The sequence below is a fragment of the Mycobacterium sp. ITM-2016-00317 genome, assembly GCF_002968295.1.
Classification (GTDB): Bacteria; Actinomycetota; Actinomycetes; order Mycobacteriales; family Mycobacteriaceae; genus Mycobacterium.
In genome coordinates this window covers 1,212,067-1,231,773 of the sequence record NZ_CP134399.1, presented here as the reverse complement: position 1 = coordinate 1,231,773, position 19,707 = coordinate 1,212,067, and the positions used below count along the sequence as shown (strand labels likewise).

Sequence of the window (19,707 nt, the reverse complement as noted above, 5' to 3'; positions counted from 1 at the left end):
CGTAGCGGGGGCTGCGACTGGGTCAGATCACTTGTTGGAGCGGCGTTCCCGGTAGGCGGCGACGTGCTGGCGGTTGCCGCAGTTGCCGGTGTCGCAGAATTTCCCCGACCGGTTGCGCGACAGGTCGACCAGCACGGCATGGCAGTCCGGGGCGGCGCACAGCTTGAGTCGGCGCAGTTCGCCGCCGCGGATCAGGTCGGCCAGCGCCATTGCCATCTCGGCGCCCATCCGCTGCCACAGCGGGTCGTGGATCGATGCCAGATGCAGGTGCCACTCGGGCATCTCGGGGTGGCGGGTCAGCCAGGGCGACGCCTTGGTGTCCGACAGCAGTGCGTTGACCTGCTCGACGGCGCGGGTCTCGTCGTCCGCGGTTTCCCAGATCCGTCCCAGTCGGGTGCGCAGTGCGCGCACCGCGTCGAGTTCGGCGGCGTCGCGGTCCCGGCGTCCGGTCCACCCGAACGTGTCGAGATATTCGTCGAGCGCGGCGAGGTCGGCGAGTTGCTCGCCGTCGACGCGGTCGCTGTTGATCAGGACGCTGACCGCCCGCAATGTGAGCTCCGTGTCATAAGTAAAAAGCATTTGACCCATGACTCCCTCCGGTTGTAGCGTCATGACCAAAGTTCATTTTACTCATGTCACCCCTTGTCACATGCATGGAAGCGGTTTGCTCATGGCGGCACTCGATATCGACCCCGGCGTTCGCACCGATCATTTTCGTACCGGTCTGCTTTTCGCCATCGGCTCGGCGTTCGCGTTCGGCTGCAGCGGGCCCTTCGCCAAAGCGCTGATGGAGGCCGGCTGGACCCCGACCGCGGCGGTCACCGCGCGCCTGGCAGGCGGAGCGTTGGCGATGGCGATCTTCGCCTCCGTCGTGCGTCCGGGCTGGCTGCGTGAGGCGCGCGAACATGCCACCACGGTGGCGCTGTACGGCCTGGTCCCGATCGCCGGCGCCCAGCTCTTCTACTACAACGCCGTCTCGCACCTGTCGGTCGGCGTGGCACTGCTGCTCGAATACACCGCCCCGATCCTGGTGGTCGGCTGGCTGTGGGCGAGCACCAGGAAACGGCCCACCGGCATGACGCTGGTCGGGGTCGCGCTCGCGGTCGCCGGGATCATGCTGGTACTCGGGCTGGTCGGGCCCGGCGGGCTGACCGGCGCCCAGATCAACCCCGTCGGCGTCGGCTGGGGCCTGGCCGCGGCGGTGTGCGCGGCCTGCTACTTCCTGATGTCGGACAAAGCCGGCGCCGCCGTACCCGACGGAAAGACGCCGCTGCATCCGATCACGCTGGCCGCCGGCGGCCTGGTCGTCGGCGCCGCCACGGTGACCGCCCTGGGCGTCGCGGGCGTGATGCCGATGCGGTTCACCGCGAACGACGCGGTGATCGCGGGCTGGCACACCTCCTGGATCGTCCCGGTGATCGCGCTCGGGCTGCTCCCGACCGCGATCGCCTACACCCTCGGCATCGTCGGGATCGCGCGACTTCGGCCCCGGTTCGCCTCGCTGGTCGGGCTGTCCGAGGTGATGTTCGCGGTGCTGGCGGCCTGGGTGCTGCTCGGCGAGGCGATGACCGCCACCCAGGCGGTCGGCGGTGCCGTCGTGCTGGCCGGCCTGGCCCTGGCCCGCGCGGGTGACCTGGCCGGATGCCCAGGCGACCACGCCGCCGAGCAGCTGGCATCGCCGGGCGCCCATCGACTCTGACGCTCGCCGCGTGGCGACGGTGGGCGGCCGCTCGGTAGGCGCGTACGCCGTCAACATCGCCGCCCACCGCAACGACACCGCGGGGTTCACCGAGCAGGCAGCGGCGTTCGTCGCCCGACTTGTTTAACACAGCTATGCGTTACCGTGTCTTGTGCCCGCCGAAAGACTGAGCCGCCGGATTGTCGCCACCGCAGCTGCCGTGATGGCGTCCGCGACCGCCGCCTTCCTCCTGCCCGCAGCCCCGGCCTCCGCACAGCCGTGCGCCGACGTCGAGGTGATCTTCGCTCGCGGCACCAGTGAGCCGCCCGGCGTCGGGCGCGTCGGACTGGCCCTCGCGGACACCCTCCGCAACCAGCTCGGCGGTCGCAGCGTGGCCACCTACGGGGTGAACTATCCCGCCACCTACGACTTCCTCAACACCGCCAGCGGCGCCACGGACGCGACCGGTCGGATCGCCTACCTGGCGGCCGAGTGCCCGAACACCCGCGTCGTGCTGGGCGGCTATTCGCAGGGCGCCGCCGTGGTCGCGATGCTCGCCGGTGTGCCCCCGCTCGGCGACCGGATCGGCACCATCGGCTCGGCGCCGCCGCTGCCCGCCGGACTCAACGGCAACGTCGCCGCAGTCGCGGTGTTCGGCAACCCGTCGGCCAAGTTCGGTAGTCCGGTCTCGGCGCGCGGCGCGTTCGCGGGCAAGGCGCTGGACCTGTGTGCCGACGGTGATCCGATCTGCTCGCCGGGCCGCAACCCGTTTGCCCACACCAGCTACGAACGTTCCCCTTTCATCGGGCAGGCAGCCGGCTTTGCCGCAGGACGGGTCTGAACGGATGCGGGCAGTTAGGATCGGCACGGTGATTCGTCAGCTGCGAAAATTCCGAGTTCTGTCGGCCACGGCTGCACTGCTGCTCACCGCAGCCACATTGGCCGCGCCGCCCCTCGCGTCGGCACAGTCCTGCCCCGAGGTCGAGCTGATCTTCGCCCGCGGCCGCATCGAGTCTCCCGGCGCCGGGCAGATCGGCAACGCGTTGGTCAGCGCGCTGCGCAACAAGACCGACAGGAACATCAACCTGTACGCGGTGAAGTATCCCGCCGACACCGAGATCGACATCGGCGCGAACGACATGAGCAACCGCATCCAGTACATGATGAACAACTGCCCGGACACCCGGCTGGTGCTCGGCGGGTACTCGCTCGGCGCGGCCGTCACCGACGTCGTACTGGCCGTGCCGATCGCCGCGTTCGGCTTCAAGGCCCCGCTCCCGGCCGGCGCCGACCGCCATATCGCCGCGGTGACGCTGTTCGGCAACGGCATCGCGTGGGTCGGCCCGATCTCGAACTTCAGCCCGCTCTACGCCGAGCGCACCATCGAGCTGTGCCACGGTGACGATCCGATCTGCAACCCGACGGATCCGGAGAACTGGCAGGACTACTGGCCCGACCATCTGGCACCCGCCTACATCAGCGCAGGCATGGTCAACCAGGCGGCCGACTTCGTGGCACCCCGGCTCTAGACACCGGGCTCTAGATCTCGTCGGCGGTGCGCACGTCGCGCGTCACCAGGTTGCGGGCCGCCAACTCGGCGTCCGGCGGGTAGTCCACTCCGACCAGGGTCAGGCCGCGCGCCGGGGCGGCGGCGAAGTCGCTGGAGCGTCGCGACGAGTCCAGCAGCCCCGCGAGCCAGGCGCTGTCCCGCCGGTGTTCCCCCACCGCGAGCAGAGCACCGACCAGCGAGCGCACCATGTTCCAGCAGAACGCGTCTGCGCTGACGTGCACGGAGATGTCGTCGCCCGCACGCTCGCAGTCCAGCCGCTGCAGCTCGCGGATCGTCGTGGCGCCGTCGCGGTGGCGGCAGAACGCCGCGAAGTCGTGCAGTCCCAACAACTCCTGTGCGGCACCCGCCATCGCCGCCACGTCGAGCGGACGCGGCCACGCGGTGACGAACCGGGCCTGCGCGGGCTCGGCGCCGTACGGGGCGGTGGTGAGCCGGTACACGTAGTGCCGGCGCAGAGCCGAGAACCGGGCGTCGAATCCGGGTGCAGCCCGGGTGATCTCGCGGACCCGGACGTCCTCGGGCAGCATCTTGGCGAGCCGGCGGACCAGCGGCCCGAACTCCGGCTCCCCGGGTCGCGTGGTGCGCGGGTAGGCGTGCGGCAGCGCGTCGGTGGGCACGTCGACGTGGGCCACCTGGCCGCTCGCGTGCACGCCGGAGTCGGTGCGGCCGGCGGCGCGGGTCAGCACCGGGGTGCGGAACACCGTCGACAGCGCGTCGTCGATGGCGCCCGCGACGGTGCGCTGCCCGGCCTGTGTCGCCCAGCCGGCGAATTCAGTGCCGTCGTAGGCGATGTCGAGCCGCAGACGGGTGTGTGCGGAGGGGGACGAGATATGAACATGCCCGCCACCGGAATCGGTGGCGGGCATGCTCACGACGTCGTCGTCAGGACTTCTTGTCATCCTCGGCTTCGGCCTCGTCGGTGGCCACAGCTTCCTGTGCCTGCTCGATCGCGGCATCTTCTGCCTTGACCTCTTCGACGGTCTCCTCCTCGGCGGCCGGGCCTTCGGCTGCCTCGGGCTCGACGGCGGCCTGCGGCGCCGCGGCGGCGGTGACCTTCTGAGCGCCCGCGCTCGCCACCTTCTGAGCCGCGTCCGCGCGACGTGCGCGGTTGGCCTCGGAGGTGACGGTCTTCTCCCGCACCAGTTCGATGACCGCCATGGGGGCGTTGTCGCCCTTGCGGTTCTCGACCTTGATGATGCGGGTGTAGCCGCCGCTGCGATCGGCGAAGAACGGGCCGATCTCGGCGAACAGGACGTGGACGATGTCCTTGTCGCGGATCTTCTTCATCACCTCACGCCGGTTGTGCAGCGTGCCCTTCTTGGCATGGGTGATGAGCTTCTCCGCGTACGGGCGCAACGCACGCGCCTTCGGCTCGGTCGTCTTGATACGGCCGTGCTCGAAAAGCGACGTGGCCAGGTTGGCCAGCAGGGCCTTCTGGTGCGAGGACGACCCGCCGAGGCGAGGACCCTTGGTGGGCTTGGGCATTGCGCTATCTCCTAAATGGGGCCGGTCCCCGTATCAGGTAGGACCGGGACGGACTTCTTAGAGCCTGTTCGGGGTTCCGCTCAGAGCTGTTCGGTTTCGGCGTAGTCCTGGTTGTCGTCCAGGTCGTAGCCGGCGTCGCTGTTCCAGGTGCCCGTGGCGACGTCGTAGCCGGCAACCTCGGACGGATCGAACGTGGCCGGGCTGTCCTTCAGCGAGAGACCGAGCTGGTGCAGCTTGATCTTCACCTCGTCGATGGACTTCTGGCCGAAGTTGCGGATGTCCAGCAGATCGGACTCCGTGCGGGCCACCAGCTCGCCGACGGTGTGCACACCCTCGCGCTTGAGGCAGTTGTACGAGCGCACCGTCAGGTCCAGGTCGTCGATCGGCAGCGCGAAGTGCGCAGCCTGATCGGCCTCGGCCGGCGACGGCCCGATCTCGATGCCCTCGGCCTCGACGTTGAGTTCCCGTGCCAGACCGAACAACTCGACCAGCGTCTTGCCGGCCGAGGCCAGCGCGTCACGCGGGGTGATCGAGTTCTTGGTCTCGACGTCGAGGATCAGCTTGTCGAAGTCGGTGCGCTGCTCGACACGGGTCGCCTCCACCTTGTAGGTGACCTTGAGCACCGGCGAGTAGATGGAATCGACCGGGATACGGCCGATCTCGGCGCCGGAGGCCTTGTTCTGCACGGCAGGCACGTAGCCGCGACCGCGCTCGACGACGAGCTCGACCTCGAGCTTGCCCTTGTCGTTGAGGGTGGCGATGTGCATCTCGGGGTTGTGCACCGTGACACCCGCAGGCGGCACGATGTCGCCCGCGGTGACCTCACCGGGTCCCTGCTTGCGCAGGTACATGGTGACCGGCTCGTCCTCCTCGGAGGACACCACGAGGCCCTTGAGGTTCAGGATGATGTCGGTGACGTCTTCCTTGACCCCGGGGACGGTGGTGAACTCGTGCAGCACACCGTCGATGCGGATGCTGGTGACGGCCGCGCCCGGGATGGACGACAGCAGCGTGCGACGCAGCGAGTTTCCGAGGGTGTAACCGAAACCGGGCTCCAGCGGTTCGATGACGAACTGGGAGCGGTTCTCGGCGACGACCTCTTCGCTCAGGGTGGGGCGCTGAGAAATCAGCATGGTGTTTCTGTTCTCCTTCTCGGCAACCGCTATTTGATGCCGTTAAGTGGCCTGTTCCCCGGTGGATTCCGGGGCCAGGATTACTACTTCGAGTAGAGCTCGACGATGAGCTGCTCGGTGAGCGGCACGTCGATCTGGGCGCGCTCGGGCAGCTGGTGCACGAGGATGCGCTGACGCTCGCCGACGACCTGCAGCCAGCCCGGGATCGGCCGATCACCAGCGTTGGCCCGAGCGAGCTCGAACGGCAACGTGTTGATCGACTTGTCCTTGATGTCGATGATGTCGTACTGCGACACCCGGTAGCTGGGGACGTCGACCTTCACACCGTTGACGGTGAAGTGGCCGTGGCTGACCAGCTGGCGCGCCATGCGACGGGTACGGGCCAGACCGGCGCGGTACACGACGTTGTCCAGGCGGCTTTCCAGGATGCGGAGCAGGTTGTCACCGGTCTTGCCGGGGAGGCGGTTGGCCTCCTCGTAGTAGCGGCGGAACTGCTTCTCCATGACGCCGTAGGTGAAGCGGGCCTTCTGCTTCTCCTGCAGCTGGGTGCGGTATTCGCTCTCCTTGATCCGCGCACGGCCGTGCTGGCCGGGCGGGTAGGGGCGCCTCTCGAAGGACTGATCTCCACCGACAAGGTCGACGCCCAGACGGCGCGACTTGCGAGTGACGGGTCCGGTATAACGAGCCATAAGTCTCTAAACTCCTTTTTCCTAGACCCGGCGCCGCTTGGGCGGACGGCAGCCGTTGTGCGGCTGGGGGGTGACATCGGCGATCGCGCCCACCTCGAGGCCGGCGGCCTGCAGCGAGCGGATGGCGGTCTCACGACCCGAGCCGGGGCCCTTCACGAAGACGTCGACCTTCTTGACGCCGTGCTCCTGCGCCTTGCGGGCCGCGTTCTCGGCGGCCAGCTGTGCGGCGAACGGGGTGGACTTACGCGACCCCTTGAAGCCAACGTGTCCCGACGACGCCCACGCGATGACGTTGCCCTGGGGATCGGTGATCGACACGATCGTGTTGTTGAACGTGCTCTTGATATGGGCGGCGCCGTGCGGGACGTTCTTCTTTTCCTTGCGACGGGTCTTCTGCCCCTTCTTCGGGGCGCCCTTCTTTGCCTGTGCCATCCGGGGTTACCTGGCCTTCTTCTTGCCGGCGATGGTGCGCTTGGGGCCCTTGCGGGTGCGCGCATTGGTCTTGGTCCGCTGGCCGCGCACAGGCAGGCCACGGCGGTGCCGCAGACCCTGGTAGCAGCCGATCTCGATCTTGCGGCGGATGTCCGCCTGCACCTCGCGGCGCAGATCACCCTCCACCTTGAGGTTGCCCTCGATGTAGTCGCGCAGCTGCGTGACCTGATCGTCGGTCAGATCCTTGGTGCGCATGTCCCGGCTGATGCCGGTCGCTTCCAAGATCTCCTGGGAGCGGGTACGGCCGATGCCGTAGATGTACGTCAATGCGATCTCCATGCGCTTATCGCGCGGGAGGTCTACGCCCATAAGTCGGGCCATGTGTGCCATTCCCTCGTGTTCTGCGGAGGTCTGGTCCCAGCCCGTTCCCGGGTCTGCCCGGGGTCCGGCCTCCGTTCCGGACGTTCTCCGATGCTCTTCGCGCAAGCGTTCATCGGAAGCAAGTGGCCTATCCACTCAGTGGTGCTGGGAGTTCATCATTCAGTTGTGGGTACTGCTCCGGCGATCTGCTCTTCGCGCGAGCGCTCATCGCCGGCCTAGCTGCTAGCCCTGCCGCTGCTTGTGCCGCGGATCGGAGCAGATCACCATGACCCGCCCGTGCCGGCGGATCACCCTGCACTTGTCGCAGATCGGCTTGACGCTCGGGTTCACCTTCACGGCTGTCGTCGATCCTTCTTCTCGGTAGTTCTTCGGGGGTCTTCGGGACTTACTTGTAGCGGTACACGATGCGACCGCGGGACAGGTCGTAGGGCGAGAGCTCCACCACGACGCGATCCTCGGGGAGGATGCGGATGTAGTGCTGCCGCATCTTTCCGCTGATGTGGGCGAGGACCTTGTGTCCGTTCTCCAGCTCAATGCGGAACATCGCATTGGGCAGGGGTTCGACGACACGCCCCTCGACCTCTATGGCACCGTCTTTTTTGGCCATACTCTGTGACGATCCTTGCTTTCGTTTCGTATCGGCTTGCTGGCCTGGTCGGCACAGCGTTCGATCCGACTTGAGAACGTGGGCCGGATGTCGGGAATTCCCCCCGCTGACGGCGGGGCTCCCGATGGGGCACGCGAAAAGTCGGCGCGGAAGCCGCACCGTTGATCCATGTTACTCGCACACTGCGATACCCCAAAATCCGCGCCGAAGTCCCTAGGCGCGCCACCCACCTGCCCATAACGTAGTGGCAGGGCGCGGACATCGCCTCGCTGCCCACACGAGGACAGGAGACACCATGGCCGCTGACGCGGAGAACTCGAAGGTGGTCGTCGGCGTCGACGATTCGCCGTCGTCGCAGCCGGCCCTGGAGTGGGCCGCCGCGGAGGCCGCGCTGCGCGGTGTTCCGCTGGTCATCCTGTACGCGACCACGCTGCCGATCGGGGCGTGGCCGGTGGTGCCGGTGCCGACGGGGTTCCTGGACTGGCAGCGCGAGATCGGCCAGGACATCCTCACCGACGCGCGCCGGATCGCCGAGCAGCTGACCGGCGGCGCCGTACCGGTGAGCATGGAGTTCGCCGTCGCGACCCCAACCGCGGCGCTGGTGGAGCAGTCCCACACTGCCGACATGGTCGTCGTCGGCTCGCGGGGACGTGGCGGGCTCGCCCGCCGGATGCTCGGCAGCACCAGCATGGGCCTGGTGCACCGTGCGCACTGCCCGGTCGTGGTGGTGCACGACGAGGAGTCCGCGCCGGACGCGGGCGCGCCGGTGCTGCTCGGGTTCGACGGCTCGGCGGCGTCCGAGGACGCCGTCGAGATCGCCTTCGACGAGGCCTCCCGCCGGAAGGTGGGGCTGGTCGTGCTGCACGCGTGGTGGTCGCCGGGCGCGTTCGAAATGCCGGGCTTCGACTGGGAGCAGACCCGCCCCGAGGTCGAGCGCGAGGCGGCTCGCCAGCTCGCCGAGCGGCAGCAGCGCTACCGCGACGTCGCGGTCGAACTCGTGGTGGTGCCCGACGAACCGGCCCGCCGGCTCGTGGAGCGCGCAGAGACGGCACAGCTCGTCGTGGTGGGCAGTCACGGCTACGGCGCGGTCGCAGGCACGCTGCTCGGCTCGGTCAGCGGCGCGGTGGTGCAGGCGGCGAAGGTCCCGGTGATGGTGGTCCGCCCGCGCTGACCGACCCGGTCACTCCCAGCGGCCGCAGGCGCACCTCGGCGATGGCGTGCCGGTCCACCGCCAGCACGTCGAACCGGTAGCCGGCCGCCTCGACGTGGTCGCCGGGCTCCTCCGGTACCCGTCCCAGGCGGCTCAGGATCAGCCCGGCCACCGTCGTGTAGTCGTCCCCGGCCAGTTCCGGGGCGTCGATGCCGATGTCGAGCAGATCGTGAATCGGGAACGAACCCGGCAGGACTCGGCTGCCGTCGGGCAACACCCGGACCGCTTTGACGTCCTCGTCCTGCTCGTCGTAGATCTCGCCGACGACCTCTTCGAGCAGATCCTCCAGCGTCACGATCCCGGTGACCCCGCCGCGTTCGCCGATCACCAGAGCGAACTGCTCGCGTTCCGACATCAACCGCGACATCGCGCCGGTGACCCGCAGACTGTCGGGCAACAGCATCGCCGGGCGCGCCACGTCGGCGACCGTCCCGTCGGAACCGAGGAGATCGCGCAGGTGCACCACCCCGGTCGCGTCGTCCAACTCGTCGGCGGGCACTACGGGCGCCCGCACGTACCCTGACGCCCCCAGCACCGAACGAGCCTGTGGCACAGGGAGATCGGCGCGCAGCCGGAACACCGACATCCGCGGCACCGCGACCTCCCGCAGGGAACGTTCGTGGATCTCCAGCGCCCCGGAGATGATCCTGCGCTGTTCGTCGCTCAGCCCGCTGTGGCTGACGATCAACTCCCGCAGTTCGCCGAACGTCGGTTCCTCCTTCCCGATGTCCGGGTCGCCACCCAGCGCCGCCACCACGACGTCGGTCGTCTTGCCGAGGAACCACACGACGGGGGTGGCCAGCACCGCCATCGCCTTCAGTGGCCGGGCCACCAGCCGGGCCCAGCGGCGGGCGTACTGCATGCCCAGCCGCTTGGGCACAAGCTCGCCGACCACCAGCGTGGACGCGGTGACCAGCACCGTCACCACCGCGATGCTGACCGGACCCGCTGCGGCACCGAGGAATTGCAGCCGCATCCGCAGCGGCTCGGCCAGCGACACCGCCGCGGTGGCCGAGGCGAGGAACCCGGCGAGGGTGATGCCGAGTTGGATGGTGGCCAGGAAGCGGTTCGGCTCCCGGGCCAGATGGGCCACGATCCGGTCGACGCGGCCGCCGCGGCGTTCCATCTCGCGTAGTTGTCCCTCGCCCAGCGCGATGAACGCGGCCTCGCTGCCCGAGAGCACACCATTGACCAGCACGAGGACCGCGACCAGCGCCAGGTCGGTCCAGTACCCGGTCACCGGCCTCACGCCCCCTCTCGTTCGGGAAGCGAAATCGAGACAGCTCAAACGCTACGCGGGCGCTCCAGCGGAGGCGCACGATTGGCTGATGGACCCAGGAAGTCGTCGCAGCCCCGTCCGCGACATCTCGGCCGTGACGATTCAGGACGCCGAGGAAGCCGGCGGCAAGGGCGCCAACATGGGCGAGCTCGTCGCTGCCGGACTGCCGGTACCACCGGGCTTCGTGCTACTGCGCGACTGCTACCTGGACTCCATGCGGGCCGGTGCCGTGGACACCGAACTGGCGGCACTGCACCGGGAGGCGCTCTCCCAGGTCGCCGACACCGCGCGGCTCGGCGAGCTGTGCGACCGCATGCAGGGCCTGGTGCGGACGGCGGGTGTCGACGACACCACGAAGTCGCTGACGCTGGACGCCTACCACGCACTGGGTCCCGGCGCGGTGGTCGCGGTGCGCTCCTCGGCCACCGGCGAGGACGGTGCCGACGCGTCCTTCGCCGGGATGAACGCCACCCTGACCAACGTCACCGGGGACGACGGCCTGCTTGCCGCGGTGACGCGGTGCTGGATGTCGTTGTTCAGCCCGCGGGTGATCACCTACCGCGCCAGCCGGGGGTTCCTCGGCGCGCCCGCGATGGCCGTCGTGGTGCAGCAGATGATCGAGTCGGACAAGTCCGGCGTCGCGTTCACCGCCGATCCGAGCACCGGGGCGCGGGACCGCGTGGTGATCGAGGCCGCGTTCGGTCTGGGCGAGGTCGTGGTCTCCGGCGAGGTGGAACCCGACACCTACATGGTGTCCAAGGAGACCCTGCAGCCGATCGACATCCGCGTCGGGCATCAGGATTTCAAGATCGTGCGCGGTCCGGACGGCCGCGACACCACGGTGCAGCTCGACGAGGAGCAGGCGTCCGCGCGGGTGCTCGACGACGACGAACTGCGTTCGATCGCCGAACTGGCGATCGCCACCGAACGCCACAACGGATGCCCGCAGGACACCGAGTGGGCGATCAGCGACGGCGCGACCTACCTGGTGCAGGCCCGGCCCATCACCACGCTCGGGCACACCACGCCACCGGACAAGGCCGAACACGTGGTGCTGGCCCGCGGGCTGGCCGCGGCGCCGGGCATCGCGTCGGGAAAGGTCCGGGTGCTGCAGAGCCCGGACGAGGGCCACCGGTTACAGGAGGGCGAGATCCTGGTCGCCCAGATGACCAACCCGGACTGGCTTCCGACGATCCGGCGCGCGGCCGCGCTGGTCACCGACAGCGGCGGGATGACCTGCCACGCCGCGATCGTGGCGCGTGAGCTGGGCGTTCCGTGCATCGTCGGCACCCGAAGCGGGACCCGGGACCTGCACGACGGCACCACCGTCACCGTCGACGGAGCGCGCGGTGAGGTGGTGTCGGGGCGTGCCACGCCGGCACAGGCGGTGACCGGCCGGGTCCGCGAAGCCCCGGCCGCTGCACCAGCCGCCGAAGCCACAGGAACCCGGGTGTATGTGAACCTCGCAATGCCGGACAGCGCGGAAACCGTTGCCGCGCAACCGGTCGACGGGGTCGGGCTGCTGCGCGCGGAGTTCATGCTGACCGAGGCGCTGGGCGGCCGCCATCCCCGCGACCTGATCGCGCGGGGCGAACAGCCTGCGCTCGTCGAGAAGATGGTGGCCTCGGTCGGCAGGATCGCCGCGGCGTTCGCTCCGCGACCGGTGGTGTACCGGGCCACCGACTTCCGCAGCAACGAGTTCCGTGGCCTCACCGGCGGGGCGGAATACGAACCGGTCGAACACAATCCGATGATCGGCTTCCGCGGCTGCTACCGGTACATCAAGCAGCCCGAATTGTTCGCGCTCGAGCTGGAGGCGCTGGCCCGGGTGCGCGAACAGTACCCCGGCGTCGGGCTGATGATCCCGTTCGTGCGCACCCGGTGGGAACTCGAAGAATGCCTGGCCCTCGTCGATGCGAGTGCGCTGGGCCGTCAGCGGGGACTGCACCGGTGGGTGATGGCGGAGGTGCCGTCGGTCGTGCACTGGCTGCCCGAGTACATCGGCATGGGCATCGACGGGGTGTCCATCGGCAGCAACGACCTGACCCAGCTGGTGCTGGGCGTCGACCGCGACTCCGACGTGTGCGCCGAGCTGTTCGACGAATCGGATCCGGCTGTGCTGCATGCCATTCGCCGCATCATCGAGACCGCCAACAAGTACGGAATCACCTCCTCGCTGTGCGGGCAGGCCCCGTCGACCAACCCGGCGTTCGCCGAACACCTGGTGCGTCTGGGCATCACGTCCGTGTCGGTCAACCCGGACGCCGTCGACGCCACCCGGCGGGTCATCGCCGCCGCCGAACGCCGGATCCTGCTCGCCGCCGCGCGATGACCGCGACGCTCACCGGCCCGCTGCCCAGCCGCGATCGCATCGCGTGTGTACCGGTCGGTGACGCGTTCGAGTTGCTCGGCACCTCCGCCCAGGGTCTGTCGAGCGCCGAGGCGCAGGCGCGCCTGCACAGCCTGGGCGCCAACGTGGTGCACACCCACACGGTCAGCGCGCTGGCCGTGTTGCGCCGTCAGCTCGCCAACGCCCTGCTCGGCCTGCTCGCGGTGACCGCCGCGCTGTCCTACTTCCTCGGCGACTCCGGGCAGGCGGTGATCATCGGCATCATCCTGCTGATCAGCGTCGGGCTCGGCTTCGCCAACGAGTATCGCGCCGAGAAGGCCTCTGCGGCAATGCATTCAGCGATCCGGCACAGCGCGGTGGTGCGCCGGGACGGGACGTTTCGCCGCGTCGACGTCAGCGAACTGGTGCCCGGCGACGTGATCCGGCTGACCATCGGCGAGCTGGTGCCCGCCGACGTCCGCCTCATCGACGTCAACGGATTGGCGTGCAACGAGGGCATTCTCACCGGGGAATCCGCGGTGGTCGAGAAGACCACCGCCCCGGCCCCCGCGGGGGCCGGGCCCGCGGACTGCGTCGACCTGGCCTACATGGGCACGGTGGTCAGCGCCGGCGAGGCCGTCGCGGTGGTGTTCGCGACCGGGCCGAACGCCGAATTCGGGCGCATCGCCGTGGGACTGTCGCAGAGCGCACCCGAGACCGCGTTCCAGGCCGGGCTGCGCCGGTTCTCCTACCTGCTGCTGCGGGTGGCCCTGACACTCACCGCGGTGATCTTCGTGACCAACATGCTGCTCGGCAGGCCGCTGATCGATGCGGCGCTGTTCGGGTTGGCGATCGCCGTCGGCATCACCCCCCAACTGCTGCCCGCGATCGTCAGCACCAGCCTGGCGACCGGCTCGCGCAGGCTGGCCAAGGACAAGGTTCTGGTCAAGCGGCTGGTCTGCATCGAGGACCTCGGCGACATCGACATCCTGATCACCGACAAGACCGGGACACTGACCGACGGGCAGGTCGCGTTCGTCGACGCCGTCACCCCGGCCGGTCAGCACTCGGAGCCGTTGGTGCGCAAGGGAATGCTGGCCACCGACGTGGACCCTGCAGCCGGGGGCGCCAGCGCCAACGATCTCGATGCCGCGCTGTGGGTGGGCCGGCGTCCGCTGTCCAGGGTCACGCGGGTCGTCTTCCTGCCGTTCGACCACGACCGGCGCGCCAGCTCCGCGCTGGTCGACGACGACTCCGCGCGCGTGCTGGTGGTCAAGGGTGCCCCCGAGCAGGTGCTGGCGCGCTGCGTCGCGGTCCCCCCGGACGCTCAGCGGACGCTCTCGGACCTGTTCGCCGACGGCAGGCGGGTGGTCGCAGTGGCCTCCAGATCCGCCACCGAGCTGACGGCGCTGACCGCCGACGACGAGAAGGGACTGACCCTCGACGGGTTCCTGGTCTTCGCCGACAACCCCAAACCCGCGGCCAGGGAATCGCTGGCCCGGCTGGCGGGCCTCGGCATCGAGGTCAAGATCGCCACCGGGGACAACCCTCGGGTCGCCGGGAAGGTCTGTGAGGAACTGGGCTTGGCGTCCCGGGGCACCCTGACGGGCACCGAGCTGGAACAGCTCGACGACAGCGAGATCGACGCCGCGGCCCGCGACCACACGATCTTCGCCCGCATCTCCCCCAGCCAGAAAGCCCGGATCGTGTCGTCGCTGCGGCGCACCGGCCGGTCGGTCGGGTTCCTCGGCGACGGCGTCAACGACGCGCTGGCCCTGCACGCCGCCGACGTCGGGATATCGGTGGACACCGCAACCGATGTCGCGAAGGACGCCGCGGACGTGGTGCTGCTGGAGAAGGACCTCGGGGTCCTGGCCACCGGCGTCGCCGAGGGCCGGCGGATCTTCGCCAACACCGTCAAATACGTCCTGATGGGGACCTCGAGCAACTTCGGCAACATGTTCAGCGCCGCGGCCGCCTCGGCGGTGCTGCCGTTCCTGCCGATGCTGCCGAGCCAGATCCTGCTCAACAACCTGCTCTACGACACCTCCCAGCTCGCGATCCCGGCCGACCGGGTCGACGACGAGCAGCTGCACGCACCCGCGCACTGGGACATCGCGTTCATTCGCCGGTTCATGTTGACGTTCGGCCCGGTGAGTTCGCTGTTCGACTTCCTCACCTTCGGGTTGATGCTGGGCGTACTGCACGCGGGCCCGGTCGAGTTCCGCACCGGCTGGTTCGTCGAGTCGCTGGCGACCCAGACGCTGATCATCTTCGCCATCCGCACCAGGAAGGTGCCGTTCCTGCGCAGCCGGCCCGCGGGCGCGCTGATGCTCTCCACCGGCCTGGTGATCGCCGTCGGGATCGGGGTGACCGTCTCCCCCGCCGCCGCGCACCTGGGCTTCACGCCGCTGCCCTGGGAGTTCTTCGCTGCACTGGTCGCGCTGACCGTCGGCTACCTGGTGCTCGTCGACGTCACCAAGACCGTGTTCTACGCCGAGCCGATGCGCTCCGCCGGCCAACCGCACCGGACCCGGGGCCACGCCCACCGGGTGCACCGGCGCGCCGCGCGGTTCAGCCTGCCTGGGTGACCTATGGCCCTAGGCCGGCGCACCGCCACGCAATAACGTCAGAAACCGCACCCTCGATCGGAGCACGCGATGACAGCCGCGAACACCTCTGGGCCCGTGGTCGCCGGTATCGACGGTTCGGCGACCGCACTGCACGCAGCGTTGTGGGCAATCGACGAAGCCGTCTTGCGCGGTACGGTGCTGCGCCTGGTCTACGTCACCAAGCCGGACGACCGCAGCGCCCCCGAGTACGCCGAGGACGTGCGCCGTGGTCACGAAAGCCTGCACGAGGCGCGCACCGCGATCGAGGCCATGGGCATGCCGGTGACGGTGCAGACCGCGATCCTCGACGGGCCGGCCACCGAGGCGCTGATCGCCCAGTCGGCCGAGGCCCAGATGGTGTGCGTCGGCTCGACCGGTATCGACGGGTACGCCAGATCCATCGTCGGTTCCACCGCGGGTGACCTGGCCGAGAAGGCGCACTGCCCGGTCGCGGTGATCCGCACCGAGCTGCACCCGGCCGCCCCGCAGCGCTGGATCCTCGTCGCGGTCGACGACCGGCCCGGTAACGAAGCAGTTGTCGAGCACGCGTTGCGGGAGGCGGAGCTGCGGCAGGTTCCGGTGCTGGCCCTCGGCGACGATCGGGGCGCCAGCCCGACCGAAACTCTCGAAGAGAAGATCCGCCCCTGGCGGGCAAGCCACCCCGACGTCCACATCTATCCGGTCGCCGGGGACGCGGACGTCGCGCATTTCCTCAAGAGACACGACGAGCCGGTGGTGCTGGCCGTGATCGGCGCCGACGAGGCCGGCGACGTGGCGCAGATCGTGGGACACGGCCATTCCCGGTTCCGGCACGGCGCCGCCTCGGCGCTCGTGGTCCGGCCCTAGTCCGACCATCCCGAGGAGGCAGTACATGTCCGGAACATCAACAGATGTCGGGATTCTCGTCGGCATCGACGGCTCACCGGAGTCACATTCCGCGGTGCGGTGGGCAGCGCAGGAGGCGGTGCTGCGCAATCTGCCGGTGACCCTGATGCACGTCGTGGCGCCGATCGTGGTGACCTGGCCCATCGACGCGGTGGTGACGAGCTTCTACGAATGGCAGGAAGAGAACGCGCAGACCGTCGTGAAAGAAGCCCAGGAGACGCTCGACGCCGCGGTGCAGGGCGCCGCGCTGCCGGCGGTCAACGCCGAGATCCGCCACGACGGCATCGTTCCCGAGCTGACCGGTGCGTCCGAGCACGCCGATCTGCTGGTGATCGGCAGCCGTGGGCTGGGTCCCGTCGGCGGTGCCGTGCTGGGCTCGGTGAGCCGCACGCTGCTCCACCATGCGCGCTGCCCCGTAGTGGTCACCAAGGAGGGGGCGGTCGGGAAGTCGCACGACACACTGCCGGTGCTGCTGGGCATCGACGGCTCCCCCGCGTCGGAGAACGCGACGGCGTTCGCCTTCTCCGAAGCATCGTTCCGTGGCGTCGAACTGGTCGCGCTGCACGCATGGAGCGACGTCGCGGTGTTCCCGGGCCTCGGAACGGACTGGCACCAGTACGAACAGCAGGGCCACGAGATCCTCGCCGAGCGCCTCGCCGGCTGGCAGGAGCGCTATCCCGACGTCAACGTGCAGCGCCGCGTGGTCAGCGACAAGCCCGCGCGCTGGCTCATCGACGAATCCAAGAACGCCCAGCTGGTGGTCCTCGGCAGCCGCGGGCGCGGAGGCATCTCCAGCATGCTGCTGGGCTCGGTCAGTACCGCCGTCGCCGAGTCGGCTCTGGCTCCGGTGGCTGTGCTGCGCGCCTGACTACTTCGCGCTGGCGCAGGACGAGACCGACAGCTGACCGGTCACAGGGCGTCGAGGCACACCCGGTGGGCCGCGGCGACCGTGTCGGGCAGCGGCGCGGCGGTGTCGACCGGATGCGCGCCCGGCCAGTCCGCCTCCCAGCGCGCCAGCTCGGCGGCGAGTTCCGGGGTGGCATCGGATGTCGTCGCGCCCCGGGTCGCTATCCGTCGTTGCGCCTCGGAAACCGGCAACGCGCACCGCAATTCGACGATCGAGGAGTGTGTCTCGGCGGCCACGGCGTGCGCGTGCCGACGGTGCCCGGCGTCGCGCCAGGTGCCGTCGAGCACCACCGAATGCCCGGCGCCGAGCCACGCACGGGCCCGGTTGAGCACTTCGCCGTAGACCGCTGACACGTTCTCCGGGGCGTAAAGACCGGCGCCGAGCTCCCCGGCACGGCCCTGCACCTCGCCGGCGCGGATCAGCTCGCGCCGCACGTCGTCCGTCGAGATCACCTCTGCGTCAAGCCTTTCCGCCAACCCGCGGGCGACCGTGGTCTTGCCGGTGCCCGGGCCGCCGCCGACCATGACAAGCCGCACACTTCCCATCCTCAGGTGCGCCAACGCGATCGAGAGGTGGTGCTGCGCCTCGGGAGCCGAATCGGTGCGGCCCTGGCCGGCGCGCACACAGTCGGTCTTGGCACGCACCGTCGCGCGGTAGGCGATGCAGAAGTGCCGCAACGAGACCGGCGCAGTGTCGTCGGCTCGGCGGCAGTACTCGTCGAGGAAGAGCGCACCGAGGTCGGGACGGCCCAGGAACTCCAGATCCATTGCCAGGAAAGACGCGTCGTCGACCCCGTCGACGTACCGGAGCTGATCATCGAACTCCAGGCAGTCCAGCATCACCGGGCCGTCGGCGGTGCAGAAGATGTCCTGGGTGAGCAGATCACCGTGCCCGTCGACGACGCGGCCGGCCGCGATCCGGTCTGCGTAGAGCGGCCCGCGCCCGGCGAGGTACCGCTCGGCCAGCCGCTCGATCTCGGCCAGGGACGGCTCGTCGAGGACGGTGCCGGTGTGCCGCCGTAGCTCGGTCAGGTTCTGCCGCCACCGCGCGGCCAGGACCTCGGCGGTGGCCTCCCGGTCGATCATCGGTCCGCGGTCCGCGGTTCGGTGGAACCCGGCCAGGATCCCGGCGATCGTCACCAGCCATCCCTGGACGTCGTCGCCGGCGCGCACCAGCGCGGCGAGCCGCTCGGCGTCGGGATACCTGCGCATCACGATCACCGGCTCCGGGTCGCCGGTCGGCGGCTGGAAGGACCCCAAACCCAGATAAGCCGCGGGCGCCAGCCTGCGGTTCAGCTTGAGCTCGCGGCGGCACGCGGATTCGCGCTTGTCGCGGGTGCTGAAGTCGAGGAAGTCGGTGCGCACCGGCTTCTTCACCTTGTATGCGCGGTCGCCGACGAGTGCCACGAGACCGGTGTGTGTCTCGTACACCTCGGCGCCGAGATCGCCCCGGTCCAGGCTCACGTGGTCGCCGTCAGCAGGACCTTCAACGCACCGGAGTGCGCAGCGTCGCTGAAAACCTGGTAGGCCGTGTCGAATTCGTCCATGGTGAATCGGTGGGTGACCATCGGTGTGGTGTCGAGGCGGCCGGAGGCGACCAGCCCGATCAACGTGGGTGTGGAGAAGGTGTCGACCAGGCCGGTGGTGATGGTCAGGTTCTTGCTCCAGATCTGCTCGAGATGCAGTGTGGCCGGGGCGCCGTGCACCCCGATGTTGGCGACGTGCCCGCCGGGGCGCACCAGGCGGACCGCCTCCTCGAAGGTGTCGGGCACGCCGACGGCCTCCATCACGACGTCGGCGCCGAGCCCTGCGGTCACGTCGTCGATGATCTCGCGGGCCGACTGGATTCGGGAGTTCACGGTGAGATCGGCCCCCAGCGCGCGCGCCGCATCCAACCGGGCGTCGGCGAGGTCGATCGCCACGATGTGGCTGGGGCTGTACAGCTTCGCGGTGAGAATGGCCGCCAGACCGATCGGGCCGGCGCCGACGATCGCGACCACGTCCCCGGGGGTGACGGTGCCGGCGAGCACACCGACCTCGTAGGAGGTGGGAAGGATGTCGGCCAGCACGATCATCTGCTCGTCGCTGACCCCGGCGGGCACCTTGTGGGTGGAGTTGTCGGCGAACGGCACCCGGACGTACTCGGCCTGGGTGCCGTCGATGTAGCGTCCCAGGATCCATCCCCCTCCGCCCAGACACTGGCCGTAGTGCCCCTGCCTGCAGTACCGGCATGCGCCGCAGGCACTGACGCAGGACACCAGCACCCGGTCACCGGGTGACAGCGTCTGCACGGCGGACCCGGTCGCGGTCACGGTGCCGACCGCCTCGTGGCCCAGGATCCGGCCCGTTTCCACCTCCGGCACATCGCCTTTGAGGATGTGCAGATCGGTGCCGCAGATCGTCACCGCGTCGACGCGGACGATCGCATCACCGGCGTGCCGGATCTCCGGATCGGGGACCGTCTGCCAGGAGCGCCGTCCGGGCCCCTCGTACACCATCGCGTGCATGTCG

General features: G+C 69.4%; 20 protein-coding genes. 8 read left to right on the top strand and 12 right to left on the bottom strand.

Translation table 11 applies throughout. From position 1 onward, the window contains the following. Positions 1-27: 27 nt before the first annotated feature. Positions 28-579, bottom strand: a complete 552-nt coding sequence (locus C6A87_RS05885; RefSeq protein WP_311117827.1) for a CGNR zinc finger domain-containing protein — start codon at positions 577-579, stop codon at positions 28-30. A gap of 91 nt (positions 580-670) precedes the next feature. Between C6A87_RS05885 and C6A87_RS05880 the strand changes: the two genes are divergently transcribed. The 3 genes from C6A87_RS05880 (at position 671) to C6A87_RS05870 (ending at position 3,207) form a co-directional block, all read left to right on the top strand. Beyond that, a complete protein-coding gene (locus C6A87_RS05880) occupies positions 671-1,699 on the top strand; it encodes an EamA family transporter (RefSeq protein ID WP_311116399.1) in 1,029 nt (342 codons plus the stop codon). A 202-nt stretch (positions 1,700-1,901) separates the two neighbouring features. Further along, entirely contained in the window at positions 1,902-2,519 is a 618-nt protein-coding gene (locus tag C6A87_RS05875) for a cutinase family protein (RefSeq protein WP_311116398.1), read from the top strand. Between the two features lie 4 nt (positions 2,520-2,523). Continuing rightward, complete coding sequence (locus tag C6A87_RS05870; RefSeq protein WP_396837006.1) at positions 2,524-3,207, top strand: cutinase family protein; 684 nt, start codon at positions 2,524-2,526, stop codon at positions 3,205-3,207. 10 nt (positions 3,208-3,217) lie between these two features. On the opposite strand, the gene truA is transcribed toward C6A87_RS05870, so the two are convergent. The 8 genes from truA to infA all read right to left on the bottom strand — a co-directional run bounded on the left by truA (position 3,218) and on the right by infA (position 7,975). After that, positions 3,218-4,147, bottom strand: a complete 930-nt coding sequence (gene truA / locus C6A87_RS05865; protein ID WP_311116396.1) for a tRNA pseudouridine(38-40) synthase TruA — start codon at positions 4,145-4,147, stop codon at positions 3,218-3,220. After that, entirely contained in the window at positions 4,131-4,733 is a 603-nt protein-coding gene (gene rplQ, locus C6A87_RS05860; RefSeq protein WP_311116395.1) for a 50S ribosomal protein L17, read from the bottom strand. Before rplQ ends, truA begins: the two co-directional genes overlap by 17 nt. A gap of 80 nt (positions 4,734-4,813) precedes the next feature. Beyond that, entirely contained in the window at positions 4,814-5,866 is a 1,053-nt protein-coding gene (locus C6A87_RS05855) for a DNA-directed RNA polymerase subunit alpha (RefSeq protein ID WP_311116394.1), read from the bottom strand. 83 nt (positions 5,867-5,949) lie between these two features. Next, a complete protein-coding gene (rpsD, locus tag C6A87_RS05850; RefSeq protein ID WP_311116393.1) occupies positions 5,950-6,555 on the bottom strand; it encodes a 30S ribosomal protein S4 in 606 nt (201 codons plus the stop codon). A gap of 21 nt (positions 6,556-6,576) precedes the next feature. Further along, a complete protein-coding gene (gene rpsK, locus C6A87_RS05845) occupies positions 6,577-6,987 on the bottom strand; it encodes a 30S ribosomal protein S11 (protein WP_003929500.1) in 411 nt (136 codons plus the stop codon). A 6-nt stretch (positions 6,988-6,993) separates the two neighbouring features. Then, a complete protein-coding gene (rpsM, locus tag C6A87_RS05840; protein WP_003929501.1) occupies positions 6,994-7,368 on the bottom strand; it encodes a 30S ribosomal protein S13 in 375 nt (124 codons plus the stop codon). Positions 7,369-7,590: 222 nt separating this feature from the next. Next, positions 7,591-7,704 carry a 50S ribosomal protein L36 gene (rpmJ, locus tag C6A87_RS05835; protein WP_003879483.1) on the bottom strand — a complete coding sequence of 38 codons (114 nt, stop codon included), beginning with the start codon at positions 7,702-7,704 and terminating at the stop codon, positions 7,591-7,593. A gap of 49 nt (positions 7,705-7,753) precedes the next feature. Then, positions 7,754-7,975 (bottom strand): translation initiation factor IF-1, encoded by a 222-nt coding sequence (gene infA, locus C6A87_RS05830; protein WP_003418601.1) that lies wholly within the window; start codon positions 7,973-7,975, stop codon positions 7,754-7,756. 295 nt (positions 7,976-8,270) lie between these two features. Here infA and C6A87_RS05825 point away from each other — a divergent pair, with 295 nt between their 5' ends. Further along, positions 8,271-9,146 carry a universal stress protein gene (locus C6A87_RS05825; RefSeq protein ID WP_311116392.1) on the top strand — a complete coding sequence of 292 codons (876 nt, stop codon included), beginning with the start codon at positions 8,271-8,273 and terminating at the stop codon, positions 9,144-9,146. Here C6A87_RS05825 and C6A87_RS05820 read toward each other — a convergent pair. After that, entirely contained in the window at positions 9,088-10,425 is a 1,338-nt protein-coding gene (locus C6A87_RS05820; protein ID WP_311117826.1) for a hemolysin family protein, read from the bottom strand. The two genes, C6A87_RS05825 and C6A87_RS05820, sit on opposite strands and share 59 nt — an antisense overlap. Positions 10,426-10,513: 88 nt before the next feature. On the opposite strand from C6A87_RS05820, the gene ppsA reads away from it, so the two are divergent. From ppsA to C6A87_RS05800, 4 genes are all read left to right on the top strand, one after another. Next, a complete protein-coding gene (gene ppsA, locus C6A87_RS05815; RefSeq protein WP_311116391.1) occupies positions 10,514-12,796 on the top strand; it encodes a phosphoenolpyruvate synthase in 2,283 nt (760 codons plus the stop codon). Continuing rightward, positions 12,793-15,384, top strand: coding sequence for a magnesium-translocating P-type ATPase (mgtA, locus tag C6A87_RS05810; RefSeq protein WP_311116390.1), 2,592 nt, complete (start codon positions 12,793-12,795; stop codon positions 15,382-15,384). Before ppsA ends, mgtA begins: the two co-directional genes overlap by 4 nt. A 69-nt stretch (positions 15,385-15,453) precedes the next feature. After that, positions 15,454-16,251, top strand: coding sequence for a universal stress protein (locus C6A87_RS05805; protein ID WP_311116389.1), 798 nt, complete (start codon positions 15,454-15,456; stop codon positions 16,249-16,251). A 25-nt stretch (positions 16,252-16,276) separates the two neighbouring features. Then, a complete protein-coding gene (locus C6A87_RS05800) occupies positions 16,277-17,158 on the top strand; it encodes a universal stress protein (RefSeq protein WP_311116388.1) in 882 nt (293 codons plus the stop codon). A 41-nt stretch (positions 17,159-17,199) separates the two neighbouring features. On the opposite strand, the gene C6A87_RS05795 is transcribed toward C6A87_RS05800, so the two are convergent. Both C6A87_RS05795 and C6A87_RS05790 read right to left on the bottom strand, forming a co-directional pair. Further along, entirely contained in the window at positions 17,200-18,660 is a 1,461-nt protein-coding gene (locus C6A87_RS05795) for an AAA family ATPase (RefSeq protein ID WP_311116387.1), read from the bottom strand. Then, a complete protein-coding gene (locus C6A87_RS05790) occupies positions 18,657-19,703 on the bottom strand; it encodes an alcohol dehydrogenase catalytic domain-containing protein (protein ID WP_311116386.1) in 1,047 nt (348 codons plus the stop codon). The genes C6A87_RS05795 and C6A87_RS05790 overlap by 4 nt, the downstream gene beginning before the upstream one ends. Between the last annotated feature and the right edge of the window lie 4 nt (positions 19,704-19,707).